We start from the raw sequence: 12,729 nt of genomic DNA on the forward strand, positions 1-12,729 counted from the left end.
GAAGAAATGAGAAAAAAAGCCTGGATATTAACCCTTTATGACCCATTTGGGTTATACTAGAGAAAGTGATTAATTAGGAAGTAGGATTAGGAAATATGCAAACGCAATCGAATCGACAATTGTGGGCGCAAGCTGTGAAGACTGGCATTATTAAATCAAACTTAATTCCGATGATCGCGGCATTAATGCTTGCCCTATACACATATGAATTAAATTTTATTGAACATATTCCAGCTATTATTTTTGCAATTCTTGGTTCTGCAGCAGTCATTGCTGCAGCAGGTGCGTATAATAACGTATATGACCGAGACATTGATCAAATTATGCCCCGAACAAAAACACGTCCAACAGTTACTGGAGAGCTATCAGCAAAGGTAGTACTGATTGTTGCGACGATTTTATTAATACTAGGGTGTGTGGCGCTATATTTAGCTTCACCATTAGCGGCTTTATTAGGATTTTTAGGTGTATTTTTCTATGTTGTGCCATATACAATGTGGACGAAACGCCGTACCATTTGGAATACAGAAGTAGGTAGTATTTCAGGCGCCATGCCACCGTTAATCGGGTGGGCAGCTGTAGCTCCGGATATTTGGCACCCAGCAGCATGGGCTCTTTTCTTAATTATGGTGATTTGGCAAATGCCACATTTTTATGCTATTGCCATTCGTAAAAAAGAAGATTATGCCGCAGCAAATATCCCGATGCTCCCTGTAGCAAAGGGAGAGAAACGCACTTATATTCAGTCAAATATTTATTTAGTGTTGTTATGTTTATCAAGCTTTCTGTTTTACCCGCTTAGCTTAGGGTTAACAATTGTTTCGCTTGTTCTAAGTGTCATTTGGCTATGTATGAGTATTACGGCATCAAAGAAACAAGAAGAGAAAAAGTGGGCTAATATTATGTTCGGCTACTCGCTATTCCATATGATGGCTGTTTTTGGAACAGTTTTCATTTATGCATCGGTCGGCATGATTTTAAATGGACTTTAAATAGAAAAGCGTACCGGAAGTTTCGACTTTTGGTGCGCTTTTTTTGTTAAGGATTATCGCTTGTTAAGAAATTGTGAACAGAAGTTGTGATGATTATATGTCAAACGCATTGGTCATATTTTTTTCGGAAAATGGAAATGTTATGATGGAATCAACAAGCGAGGCGAATTGCTTGGAAGTTAATTTGCACTCTAATCTAATATGCTATTTTACTCAAATTTTTTCGTATACGACTTCGACAACATATAAAACCCCCTATTTTTATATGGTCTCGTACGGAAACAAAAAACTCCGGTGCAGTAGTGTGCATCGGAGTTTTTTTATTTTTAGTGAGATTGTTATTATAGTTTAATGTTAGCAACTTCAAACATGTAATCACCAAGTACGCGTAAACCTTGGTCGAAGTTTTCCAAATGGAAGTGCTCATTCGGTGCATGGAAATTTTCACTTGAAAGACCGAAGCCCATTAACACAACCGGCAATTCCAAAATTTCATCGAATGCTGCAACGATTGGAATCGAGCCACCACCACGTGTATAAGCTGTCGGTACGTTGTATACTTTTTCATAAGAACGGCCAGCTGCTTGGATCACTGGGTGATCAAATGGTGTAATGTAAGGCTTTCCTTTATCGAATTCAGAAATCGTTACTTCTACACCAACAGGCTTATGCTTTTCGATATGTGCTTTTAATAATGCTACAATTTCTTCAGGGTCCTGATCTGGTACTAAGCGGCAAGTAATTTTTGCGCCAGCCTCAGCAGGCAAAACTGTTTTAATCCCTTCACCGGAGAAACCACCGAACACGCCGTTGATTTCCAATGTAGGACGTGCCCAAGTTTGTTCTAAATAAGTATAGCCCGCTTCACCGAATAGCTCCTGCACACCTACTTCTTCTTTTAAAGCAGTTTCGTCAAAGTTCAGGTCACGATACGCCTGACGCTCTTCATCAGTTAATGGCAACACTTTATCATAGAAACCATCTACTTGAATTGTTCCATGCTCATCACGGAATGACGCCAGAATTTCAGTCAATGCGTGAATTGCGTTTTGAACGCCGCCACCATATAGACCTGAATGCAAGTCGCCTTTTGCTCCGCGCACATCTATTTGAACCCCCGTTAACCCACGTAAGCCATAGCATACTGCCGGTTTCCCTTTAGCATAAAGACCCGTATCGGAAATGACGATTAAATCTGCTGCTAATTTTGCCTTGTTGTCTTCCGTATATTGCGGAAGGGACGGACTACCGATTTCTTCTTCACCTTCATAGATGAATTTTACATTGACTGGCAATGTGCCTTCTGTTGCAAATAACGCTTCAATCATTTTTAAGTGCATAAACACCTGTCCTTTATCATCTGAAGAACCACGTGCAAAAAGCTTATTATCACGGATTGCCGGCTCGAAAGGAGGTGTCTCCCATAAGTGAAGCGGATCTACTGGTTGTACATCGTAGTGACCGTAAAACAGAATAGTTGGTTTGCCTTCTGCATGCAACCACTCCCCATATACAACAGGGTGACCGGCTGTTTCATCAACAGATACATTTTCGATGTTTAATGATTTTAAGTGGTCTGCCAGCCAGTTTGCTGCATTTGTCATATCGTCTTTATGTTCAGATAAAGCAGAAATACTTGGAATGCGTAAAAATTCGTTTAACTCTGCTAAATGACGTTCGCGATGCTCTGTGAAATAAGCATCTAAAGTTTGTAAGTGACTCATTAAAGAGTGCCCCCTTATATTTCGATTATAGAAATAAGTATAGCATACAACCTATAAAATTCAGCTTTGTAGCCGCTCTTTTTTTGAGCCTGAATCAAACAGTAAATAGAGGGTAGCGGTTGTAATTGCAAAGATTATGCCACCGTACATAGGAAGATAAATAGATTCCATTAATATTGAAATCGTCATTAAAAGCGTAAAGGATATAAGCAAATGTGCAAAATATTGATGGAAACGATGAAGCTGCTCTGACTTTAATTCAATGAGGACATCGGACAGCATCACAAGCGCAAACTCAATGATACCGTATATAATGATGAATCCAACTAGGTATTTCCAGTGCTCAAATTCAATGCCGACGAGCAATAAAACTCCAACCTCTGCGGCAATTGCTATACAAATAATCCCAATGAATAGTAAAATGATAAAAACAATGCCTAAGGGAATTCCAATTTTTTTCATACATTACTCCTTTTAAATGGCAATTGATATTAGTAGTATAATAGTTTTTTTTAATAAAAGGGAATAAGATGCCTGAACAAATGTATTATTTAGGAGTGAAAATAGATGAGTAAATGGAAGCAAAAAATTCTAGCAGGTTCAATCGGTGCAATTATTGTCGGTACGGGCATAGCCTTTATAAGTATTACCCAAACACACAATAAAAACATGGAAACAATTGATATATGTTTTGAAGATTTTGAACAACAGCAAAAAACAGTAACCTTTGAGTATAAAGAGGATGGCTTGTTAACTTGTGAATAAAGCATGGCATGTTAGCCAGGCAAAAGAGGGGATACTATAATGCTCTTTATCATAGCGAGTTATTTACTTGGGACAATTTTAATAGCGGCAGTTGTCGCAAAGATAAAGGGAGTCAAATTACACGAGCAAAACAGCGGGAATTTAGGGGCGCGGAATGCGGGAAGAACACTTGGCAAATCAGCTTTTGTCATTGTTGCAATTGGTGATGGGCTAAAGGGTGTGGCCATTGTAGTTGCAGGGCGTGTGCTTGAGTTACCTGAGCTGACAATTGCAGTGGCAATTATAGCCGTCGTGCTTGGTCACTTGTATCCATTTTGGAATAGCGGGAAAGGTGGAAAAGGTGTCGCAACTGTTATCGGTGCAATGCTCGCTTTTTCTCCTTTAATATTTTTATCGTTTTTAGCTGGATTTTTAATATGTCTAGGCATTACGAAAAGTGCAACGCTTAGTATGGGTGGTGGCTTTATCGTATATGGAATTGTTACAGGCATTTATATAGAAGTAGGATTTATTGTATCCATTGCACTTCTACTTGTTATTTGGAAGCAAAGACATAGCATTATAGAAAGAGTGAAGCCGAATGTATTGGAGTAAAATTGCTGCAACGGAAAAAGAATTCGATGCGATTGCTGCATTAAATTATGAAACGTTTGTAGAAGAAATACCACAGCATCAGCCCAATCCTTCCAAGCGTCTTATTGATAAATTTCATCATGAAAATGTTTACCTCATTGTTTATAAGAACACCGAAATAGTTGGAATGGCTGCATTTCGAGACAAAAGACCATTTTCGATTGATCAGAAAATCGGAAATGTAGAAAATTACCTAGACCCTGAAGTTTGTGAATATTTATGTGAAATCCGGTTGCTTGCCGTGAAAAAGGCACATCGTAATGGGCGTGTGTTTACAAAGCTTGCCACTGCCATTTATCGTTATTATTATGATGTGGGCTATACTGCCTGTGTCATTTCAGGGACAGTAAGAGAAGAAAAGCTATATACACAAATGGGGTTTAAACAGTTTGCACCAGCAGTAGGTACACAAGAGGCAAGCTATTTGCCCATGGTGTTAACCCGAAAAGATAGTGAAGTATTTCGTGAACGGCTGCGTGAGCAAAATAGTGTCTTTTATCCAGGTCCGGTTGCTCTTGAACATTCGATTGCACCAGCAACCATTTCACATCGTTCCAATAAATTTAATCAGGAACTGCAGGATATGAAGCAGCAGCTATGCGAGCTGGCGCATGCCAATTACGTCATTCCGATAGTCGGTACAGGGACACTAGCCAACGATGCAATGCTCGGTCAGTTGAAAAGTGAATTTTCTCATGAGCAGGGGCTTATTTTAGTGAACGGAGAATTCGGCGATCGCCTAAAAAATCAGGCAAAGCAGTGGGGGTTACATGTCGAGTGCCTGGACTTTGGATGGGGCAATGAATTTGATATGTCGCAAATTGAGTCGGCTTTACAGCGGGGGAACTACCACTATATTGTTTTCGTCCATGGCGAGACATCCAATAGTCTATTGAATCCACTTGAGCCTCTTTTGGAGCTGGCAATAAAATATAAGGTAAAGCTTTGTGCAGATTGTATTAGCTCGTTTGCTGCGCTGCCTTTTTCGATGGAAGGCCTGCATTATGCGACAGCGGTCAGTGGCAAGGCACTCGGAACGATAGCGGGGCTCGCTTTCGTCTTTTGTAGAGAATTGCCTTGTGCGAGTGATGCGCCTCTTTATTTAAATTTACCTTATTATATTGAAAGACAAATTCCGTTTACGTTACCGCATTTTTATATTAAGGCAGTAAGCGATGCGTTGAAAGCTTACCCAGAACGCTATACTGTATTGAACAAACGGATGGATCTAATAAAAAGCTCAGGGTTACCTGTAAAGGCGATGTATCCGATGATTGCATCGTGGCAACATGAAAAAATGCCTCACATTATGCAAACATGTGAACTAAATGGCTTTTTGCTCCATGGTGACAGTGCCTACTTAAAGGAACGCAATCTTGCACAAATTAGTACGATACAGCCGAACTTTGAAAAGGATTATAAAAAAATAATGGAGCTTATTTCGTATATGATGGAGACTTTGTAAGAAAAGGGGGATAGTGAAAGCGATGTAGTGAGGGAGTTACATAGAAGATTATACAGTTCAAATGATTTCTTCGATTCTTACAGCATTGTAAGGTAATTGAAAGCCAATCCGATAGAGCGTAAGTATTTTATTTGGCACAATAAGGTCATACCAAATTATGCCGATGCATAATGGATATTTATAAAATTGCACATAAATTGACCTTATATAAAATACATTCTATCGGAGGATAAAAAAATGAATGAATTACTAACAAATATCTATGATGAGTATAACCGTTACATCTATCACCTTTGTTTAAAACTAACTCGCAATCAAAATGAAGCAGAAGATTTGATGCAGGAAGTGTGGGTAAAAGTTGTTCGCTATGAAGAATCAGTAGCAAAAGTAGACCATGTGAAAGCTTGGCTGACAACGATTACGATGAATACATTCCGCGACCGCTATCGTAAAAATGTTCGTCGCAGTAAATACATGATGAATCAACCTGAACAATTAGACGTACCAATTTTAGATTTGGTTCCCAACAATGATTTTACGACAGAAGAAATTGTAGAAAAAACAGAAATCACGAAAATTGTACAGGAAAAAATGAGCCAGCTTGATAATATTTATCAAAAAACATTATGGTATTTCTATGTGGACCAATTTTCATTAGCTGAAATTTCTGATCTGATGAAAGTTTCAATTGGTACTGTGAAATCACGTTTATTCCGCGCAAAAGCACGCTTAAAAGAAATATTACTATCCGACAATGGTGTCGCAGAAGCAGTATTAGCTTAATAATTTTTAGGACGAAAGCTATGGCAAAAAGTTGCTGTAGCTTTTTTATGTTAAATTGCCCTTTATAATGGCGAATAAGTTGTGTAAAAGGGCGATTAAAAAATTAAGTGGCGAATATATGTGGAAGTAGCTAATAAAATTCTAAAAGTGGATATTATGACATTGGTATAGACGATTATGATAGCTCAGTTGGCGAATATAGAAGCAAGTATGGCGAATAACTCACAAAAAATGACGGATAAAATTAAAGCACGTTCACCTGATTCCCGATCTAAACTAAAAAACCACGGGAGCAGTGAAAGCTCCCGTGGTTTAAAATTTCGCACATTTTTCAAAGATAGCTGTTAAAGTTTTAATTTCATCTTCTGTTAACATACCAAACAGATTTTCAAAAAGATTATCTACTTGCTGGCGAGAGCGTTCGAGTATTTCGATTCCTGCTTCTGTAATATGAATTTGCGAAGCGCGGCGATCCGCTTCATTTTGAGTTTTTTCAATTAGTCCAGCTTTAATAAGCTTCGTCGTCAAAACCGTTACACCGCCTGTAGTCACTTTTAGCTTCTCGGCAATGGCAGAAGGACGCTTTGGTCCGTCTGTATGTAAGTAAGCTAGTATTAAAATATGTGATTTTGAAAAGCCTAGCTGATTTTGACTATTCCATTGATTGGCAATTTTGCGTTCTAACGATGTCATCTTTTCAAAAAGGTCGGATAATTGCTCGCGTTTATGCTCATTCATTTAAGTGTCAACTCCAAATGTTATCGCTATTCTACGGCTAATTTTTGAAGGGCATTTAATTCAAATGCTCGCACTTTTCGTGGAATGAAACGACGAATGTCCATTTCGTTATAGCCGATTTGAATGCGTTTTTCATCAAGTAAAATAGGGCTACGCAGCATGCGTGGATGATGTTGAATCAAATTGTACAGTTCCTGAATGGATAACTGATCAATATCAATATCAAGGTTTTTGAAATCATTCGAGTTTGTTGCAATAATTTCATCTGTACCGTCTTCTGTCATACTTAAAATATGTTTAAATTCTGCTAATGTTAAAGGTTGAGAAGTTGTTCTCTTTTCCGTATAAGCAATGTTATTTTCATTTAACCATTTTAATGCTTTTCGTGATGAGGAACAGCTTGATTGTGTATAGATTGTTACTGTCATAATAATTTTCCTCGCTTTCCCATAATCAATAATTTGGTGATAGCTTAGTTGTAAGACATTTATTTATAATAATATCTTACCAGTAAGCTACTTATAATGCAACTGGTTTTTTTATATGTTTACCTTTATCTGTATACCCATTCTTCTAATAAAATATACGTATTCGTGTAAAAAAAAGTTTCAACTTTTATATTACAGTTTTGTAAAGAAACTAAGAGAGAAGGAGATTAATAATATAGAAGAAATAAATCCTCGAATTTCTAATATATTCCCCACTTTTTCTAAAAAGAACTTAAAATATTCAAATTAAAATAAAAAACAAAAAGCAGTACACTCCATAAAGAGAGTATACTGCTCCACCAATTTATTTAAATTCGTTTAATTCCTTCGTTTCACGCGTAGTGAACCAGTCTTGTACATTCCATACCTTTGTTGCTAAGCCTTCATAAAACTCAGGCTCATGCGATACAAGAACGATTGTGCCTTTAAATTCTTTCATCGCACGTTTTAGTTCTTCTTTTGCATCAACATCTAAGTGGTTTGTCGGTTCGTCAAAGATTAACCAGTTTGTTTGGTCCATCATCAGCTTGCAAAGACGTACTTTTGCCTGCTCACCACCAGAAAGTGAATTCAGTGGGCGAGTAATATGATCAGTTTTTAGACCAGCGCGTGCCAATGCTGCACGGACTTGTGCCTGTTCCATAGAAGGGAAGGCATTCCATACATCATCAATCGGTGTAATTTTATCAGCCTTTACTTCCTGTTCAAAGTAAGATGGCTCTAAATAATCGCCTAAAATGACTTTCCCGTCCAACGGTTGGACTTTTCCTAGCATTGTTTTTAATAGAGTCGATTTCCCGACACCGTTCATGCCGACTAGTGCAATCTTTTCGCCGCGCTCAATTTGGAATGTAAGAGGTGGCAGTAACGGCTTTTCTTTATCATAGCCAATAACTAAGTTTTCCGCTTCAACTACGTAACGGCCAGGTGTACGTGCTTCTTTAAAGCTGAATTCAGGTTTAACAGCAGTTTCTGGACGATCAATACGCTCCATACGATCCAATTGTTTCGCACGTGATTTCGCACGGCCACTTGTTGAATAACGTGCCTTATTACGGGCAATGAAATCTTCCTGTTGCTTAATAAATTCCTGCTGTTTTTCATATGCATCAATATGCTGGCGTTTATTAATTTCTGCAAGCTCAATAAATTTTTCATATGTTGCCGTATAACGCGTCATTTTTGCAAATTCCAAATGTAAAATGACATCGACTACATCATTCATGAATTCCGTATCATGTGAAATTAAAAGGAAAGCATACGGATAATTTTTTAAGTAATTTTTTAACCAAGTTACATGTTCTTCATCCAGATAGTTCGTCGGCTCATCCAGTAAAAGTACTTTTGGCTTTTCCAGTAAAAGCTTGGCAAGCAATACTTTTGTACGTTGACCACCTGATAATGCCGCAACATCGCGGTCAAGACCAATTGCATCTAATCCTAAACCACGTGCAATATCATCAATTTTCATATCTAATGTATAGAAATCACCGGCATCAAGTGCATCTTGTATTTCAGACATTTCTTCTAAAAGTTTGTCATAATCTGCATCTGGTTCTGCAAGCTCAGCTGAAATCTCATTTAAGCGAGCTTCTTTTTTGTACAGCGGTAAAAACGCATCACGCAATGCATCGCGCATCGAACGACCAGCCGTTAAAACCGTATGCTGATCTAAATAACCGTAGTGTGTGCCAGGTAGCCATTCTACTTTTCCTTCATCGTGAATTGCCTGACCTGTAATAATGCTCATTAATGTCGATTTCCCGACACCATTTGCACCTACTAAACCAATATGATCGCCTTCTACAAGACGGAACGATACATCTTTAAATAATGTACGGTCACCAAATGAATGACCTAACTTTTCAACAGTTAAAATTGCCATATATAATCCTCCGAGTGTTTTAGTGTTTCCTACTAATAACGTTGATTTCCGTTTCGGCGGACGCTTTCCGGGGGCGTGACCTGAGCCTGTAGTCTCAGGTATCAGTGCTCCTGCCGCTTCGCTTTCGTCGCAAAATAAATTTCGCTATTCCCCCAGGAGTCGCCGCCTACACTCCAATCAACTATATTCTTCTTTATAAAAAAATTTATCAATTAAAAAACCCGCAACATTAAAGTGCTGCGAGCTGTTTGTTTAGTTCTGCTAGCCGTGCTTCCATATTTTCAAGACGTACGAGCGCTTGATTGACTGAGTCTGGATGGCCTACTGATTCAAGCTTTTCCATATCACCCTGAAGATTGATGTAATCCATCTTTAATTCGGCGATTTGCTGCTGCAGCTGGTCTTTTGTTAACATCGATAATTGCTCCTTTACGAACGAAAATTTATCTTTTCATATTGTAACATAATGCATTCTAATATGGAGGATAAGAAACCTTAATTTTTTGCGGAATCTATATAAGAAATACATTAATATATACCCGAAAGGCGCAGACTACAATTACCAATACTTAAATGTGTGCCATATTGTGGCGAGCATAGGCTAAATCCAACAATAGATTTTTTAATATCTCATTGTTTGTCAAAATTTCAAGGTTACGTTGTTTACGGACAGCTCGTTCGCGACGTTGTTCATGAAGTAAAAGCTCCATTACCGCATTTTGAATAATTGATTGTTTCATTTTCCGACCTAAGCCAATATGGATAAAGCCATTCATTTCACGAGTGAAAGCATAGTTTAGTTCATTATCATGTTGAGCGGTTGTAATGCAAGGAATACCGGCTGCTGCAACTTTATATGGTGTATAGTTGGCATTGCAAATAATTAAGTCCGCTTGTGGCATTAGTTGAAGAAGTGCGTCGGAATTTTGGACAATGACTGTATTTTTTCGGCTTAAAGCCATTAATTTTAAGCTATCCAAGTCATGCTTATAATCATCATCAATGGCAACGGAAATTTTCAGCGGGATGTGCAACTGTGTTAGGTGACGCAATGTACGGTATGTTAAATTATTGTTATCTCCATCTTCAAAGGCGACAACAATGTGCGGGAGTTCGCCTTTTATAGTACTGTCAGGTGTTTCGAGAACTTCATATGCAACTTTCTCCAAGTTCGGTGGGACGGCAAATGCATAACTGCCTGCAAGCTCGTGTACATGTGAATCTTCATGAGATTCGCCAAACAGAGCAACAAGGTGGCAGTCTATCAGCTGTGCGCCAACTCCAAAATCATCAAAGTGAACAATAGTAGAGCAAAATGGTCTAATCATTTCAACTTGTTCTACTAGAGTATCTTTTCCGTCATGAATAATTAAATGCGGTTCAATTTCACGAATTTTCTTTTTAAGCTCAGTAAAACGTTCGAAAAGAATAATATTTAAGCCTGTTTGGGCCAATTTATCAATGAGCTGCTGGTTAGTAGTTTTAACGAATAGAATGACACTCTCATCCTGCAATAAATTTGCTAATGTTACCGCACGTTCAAAAGGATACGTCCCTTTAATATCGCAATGCTCGATAATCCAGATAATTTTTCTTTTTTGCACGTATATCCCATCCTTTCCACTATCTCTATAAAATATGGTGGAATAACCGAAATTATGAATGAGAGAGTACATACATTAAATCGTAGAAAAGAGGAAAGATATGAAAGTAATGCGTTCAGCTTTAGTTGTAGGTGCAACAGGATTAGTTGGGTCTGCACTCGTTAAGCTACTGTGTGAAAGTGATGAATACGCGGCAGTAAATGTCCTTTCGAGAAGACCGCTTGATTTTTCCCATCCAAAATTAGATGTAAAAATTTGTGAATTTGATCAAATTGATGAGTGTGATTTTGAGTTTGCGCATGAAGTGTTTTGCTGCTTAGGAACAACGATGAAAAAGGCAGGGTCAAAAGAGCAGTTTGAAAAGGTTGATTTTGAATATCCATTGACAGTTGCCGCACTTGCTAAAAATAAGGGAGTCGGTCATTTTATCGTTATTTCGGCAATGGGTGCAAACGAAAAAGCGTTCGCATATTATAGTCGAGTAAAAGGGAATTTAGAGAGGGAATTGATTAATATGGACTTCCCGAAACTATCCATTGTGCGCCCCTCATTAATAACAGGGAACCGTCCGGAGTTTCGGTTAGGAGAAACGGTGGGGGAAAAGCTATTAAAAGTGCTCAATCCTTTACTGGTGGGTCCGATGAAAAAGGTGCGTTCAATCCCTGCAAAGCAAATTGCTAAAGCTATGAAAGTCATCGCGCTGCATGGTAAAAAGGAAAAAGTAGCTATTTATTTATCAGATGAGCTGTTGGAATTGGAAATGCCGATGAATGTAGAAAAAGCCTCGTTTGTAGACGAGGAAGTAACCTTCAATTGGAAGAAATTCAACGAAGAAGAGTTACCACCTGCAGATAAAGATACTGAAATGGATCGCAGTAAATTAAAGGTAGCGGACAAAGAAAAATAGCATTTCTATTCCGACATAACAATGTCAGACAAAAGACTGAAATTGATCTTTCATAAGCAACTACCTATTATCAATATAAGTTATTCTGATACAATATGAGTACAACGAGTTACATGGAGGAACAATTATGAAAATATTACTTGTCGACGGCACCATATTTGGCCGTAAAACCGGCGTTCTTTTGGAGCAAGTTCAACAATATATCGAAGCGTTTAACCCTTCACTGGAGCTGGAGATATTATATTTCTCAAAATTAAAGCATCAAATTTTAGATGGCAGTCCGCTTAACGACGATATGAAAATGATGATTCAAAAATTTGAAGAAGCTGATGCTTATATATTTGCTTCACCGATTTTTCAGGCATCTATTCCTGGTGTATTGAAAAATGCGTTTGATATGATTCCACCCAAAGCAATGCGCTACAAGCCAGCAGCGATTATCGGCAATGGCGGTACGTATCAGCACCATTTAGTATTAGAAAACCAATTACGTCCGATTTTGGACTATTTCAGATGCCTAGTTACACCAAACTATGTATATACTCATGCTGATCACTTTGATAAGGACAATAAAATTATCGATGAAGATGTGCACAACCGTCTTCGTGAATTAGCACGTGTCTTCGTTCAATATTGTGAAATGACGAAAACATTGTCAAAACAGCCAGTAGATATTCAGTAAAAAAAGTGAAGCGTCCCGCAAATGGATGCTTCACTTTTTTTGTTTAGCTTGTCATCTGCCGTA

At 38.1% G+C, this 12,729-nt stretch carries 14 protein-coding genes; 7 read left to right on the forward strand and 7 right to left on the reverse strand.

Features of this window, described 5'->3' with window-relative positions; all coding sequences use genetic code 11:
- The first annotated feature begins 95 nt into the window (after positions 1-95).
- A complete protein-coding gene (gene cyoE / locus H9635_RS12775; RefSeq protein ID WP_191700693.1) occupies positions 96-992 on the forward strand; it encodes a heme o synthase in 897 nt (298 codons plus the stop codon).
- Between the two features lie 341 nt (positions 993-1,333).
- On the opposite strand, the gene H9635_RS12780 is transcribed toward cyoE, so the two are convergent.
- Both H9635_RS12780 and H9635_RS12785 read right to left on the reverse strand, forming a co-directional pair.
- On the reverse strand, positions 1,334-2,716 hold the full coding sequence (locus H9635_RS12780; protein WP_191700694.1) for a dipeptidase: 1,383 nt from the start codon (positions 2,714-2,716) through the stop codon (positions 1,334-1,336).
- A gap of 60 nt (positions 2,717-2,776) precedes the next feature.
- Positions 2,777-3,178 carry a histidine kinase gene (locus H9635_RS12785; protein ID WP_191700695.1) on the reverse strand — a complete coding sequence of 134 codons (402 nt, stop codon included), beginning with the start codon at positions 3,176-3,178 and terminating at the stop codon, positions 2,777-2,779.
- 105 nt (positions 3,179-3,283) lie between these two features.
- Between H9635_RS12785 and H9635_RS12790 the strand changes: the two genes are divergently transcribed.
- From H9635_RS12790 to H9635_RS12805, 4 genes are all read left to right on the forward strand, one after another.
- A complete protein-coding gene (locus tag H9635_RS12790) occupies positions 3,284-3,481 on the forward strand; it encodes a hypothetical protein (protein ID WP_191700696.1) in 198 nt (65 codons plus the stop codon).
- 39 nt (positions 3,482-3,520) lie between these two features.
- Entirely contained in the window at positions 3,521-4,075 is a 555-nt protein-coding gene (locus H9635_RS12795; RefSeq protein ID WP_191700697.1) for a glycerol-3-phosphate acyltransferase, read from the forward strand.
- Positions 4,062-5,579, forward strand: coding sequence for an aminotransferase class V-fold PLP-dependent enzyme (locus tag H9635_RS12800; protein WP_191700698.1), 1,518 nt, complete (start codon positions 4,062-4,064; stop codon positions 5,577-5,579). The genes H9635_RS12795 and H9635_RS12800 overlap by 14 nt, the downstream gene beginning before the upstream one ends.
- Before the next feature lie 237 nt (positions 5,580-5,816).
- On the forward strand, positions 5,817-6,362 hold the full coding sequence (locus tag H9635_RS12805) for an RNA polymerase sigma factor (protein WP_191700699.1): 546 nt from the start codon (positions 5,817-5,819) through the stop codon (positions 6,360-6,362).
- Between the two features lie 312 nt (positions 6,363-6,674).
- On the opposite strand, the gene H9635_RS12810 is transcribed toward H9635_RS12805, so the two are convergent.
- The 5 genes from H9635_RS12810 to H9635_RS12830 all read right to left on the reverse strand — a co-directional run bounded on the left by H9635_RS12810 (position 6,675) and on the right by H9635_RS12830 (position 11,077).
- Positions 6,675-7,100 (reverse strand): MarR family winged helix-turn-helix transcriptional regulator, encoded by a 426-nt coding sequence (locus H9635_RS12810; protein WP_191700700.1) that lies wholly within the window; start codon positions 7,098-7,100, stop codon positions 6,675-6,677.
- 26 nt (positions 7,101-7,126) lie between these two features.
- Positions 7,127-7,528, reverse strand: a complete 402-nt coding sequence (gene spx, locus H9635_RS12815; RefSeq protein ID WP_191700701.1) for a transcriptional regulator Spx — start codon at positions 7,526-7,528, stop codon at positions 7,127-7,129.
- A gap of 364 nt (positions 7,529-7,892) precedes the next feature.
- A complete protein-coding gene (locus tag H9635_RS12820) occupies positions 7,893-9,473 on the reverse strand; it encodes an ABC-F family ATP-binding cassette domain-containing protein (RefSeq protein ID WP_191700702.1) in 1,581 nt (526 codons plus the stop codon).
- 229 nt (positions 9,474-9,702) lie between these two features.
- On the reverse strand, positions 9,703-9,888 hold the full coding sequence (locus tag H9635_RS12825) for an SE1832 family protein (protein WP_191700703.1): 186 nt from the start codon (positions 9,886-9,888) through the stop codon (positions 9,703-9,705).
- 154 nt (positions 9,889-10,042) lie between these two features.
- On the reverse strand, positions 10,043-11,077 hold the full coding sequence (locus tag H9635_RS12830) for a PseG/SpsG family protein (RefSeq protein ID WP_191700704.1): 1,035 nt from the start codon (positions 11,075-11,077) through the stop codon (positions 10,043-10,045).
- A gap of 100 nt (positions 11,078-11,177) precedes the next feature.
- Between H9635_RS12830 and H9635_RS12835 the strand changes: the two genes are divergently transcribed.
- The gene (locus tag H9635_RS12835) at positions 11,178-11,984 is read left to right on the forward strand and encodes an NAD(P)H-binding protein (RefSeq protein WP_191700705.1); all 807 of its coding nucleotides are present in this window, start codon (positions 11,178-11,180) and stop codon (positions 11,982-11,984) included.
- A 127-nt stretch (positions 11,985-12,111) separates the two neighbouring features.
- The gene (locus tag H9635_RS12840) at positions 12,112-12,666 is read left to right on the forward strand and encodes an NADPH-dependent FMN reductase (protein WP_191700706.1); all 555 of its coding nucleotides are present in this window, start codon (positions 12,112-12,114) and stop codon (positions 12,664-12,666) included.
- The last annotated feature ends 63 nt before the right edge of the window (positions 12,667-12,729 follow it).

Origin of the sequence: Solibacillus faecavium (assembly GCF_014836905.1) — a bacterium.
GTDB classification, from domain to species: domain Bacteria; phylum Bacillota; class Bacilli; order Bacillales_A; family Planococcaceae; genus Solibacillus; species Solibacillus faecavium.

Coding starts and splice junctions, on each gene's coding strand:
- H9635_RS12785 (WP_191700695.1), bottom strand. CDS start 3,178: ATGAAAAAAATTGGAATTCCCTTAGGCATTGTTTTTATCATTTTACTA.
- H9635_RS12805 (WP_191700699.1), top strand. CDS start 5,817: ATGAATGAATTACTAACAAATATCTATGATGAGTATAACCGTTACATC.
- H9635_RS12800 (WP_191700698.1), top strand. CDS start 4,062: ATGTATTGGAGTAAAATTGCTGCAACGGAAAAAGAATTCGATGCGATT.
- H9635_RS12780 (WP_191700694.1), bottom strand. CDS start 2,716: ATGAGTCACTTACAAACTTTAGATGCTTATTTCACAGAGCATCGCGAA.
- H9635_RS12835 (WP_191700705.1), top strand. CDS start 11,178: ATGAAAGTAATGCGTTCAGCTTTAGTTGTAGGTGCAACAGGATTAGTT.
- H9635_RS12790 (WP_191700696.1), top strand. CDS start 3,284: ATGAGTAAATGGAAGCAAAAAATTCTAGCAGGTTCAATCGGTGCAATT.
- H9635_RS12810 (WP_191700700.1), bottom strand. CDS start 7,100: ATGAATGAGCATAAACGCGAGCAATTATCCGACCTTTTTGAAAAGATG.
- H9635_RS12825 (WP_191700703.1), bottom strand. CDS start 9,888: ATGTTAACAAAAGACCAGCTGCAGCAGCAAATCGCCGAATTAAAGATG.
- H9635_RS12820 (WP_191700702.1), bottom strand. CDS start 9,473: ATGGCAATTTTAACTGTTGAAAAGTTAGGTCATTCATTTGGTGACCGT.
- cyoE (WP_191700693.1), top strand. CDS start 96: ATGCAAACGCAATCGAATCGACAATTGTGGGCGCAAGCTGTGAAGACT.
- H9635_RS12795 (WP_191700697.1), top strand. CDS start 3,521: ATGCTCTTTATCATAGCGAGTTATTTACTTGGGACAATTTTAATAGCG.
- spx (WP_191700701.1), bottom strand. CDS start 7,528: ATGACAGTAACAATCTATACACAATCAAGCTGTTCCTCATCACGAAAA.
- H9635_RS12840 (WP_191700706.1), top strand. CDS start 12,112: ATGAAAATATTACTTGTCGACGGCACCATATTTGGCCGTAAAACCGGC.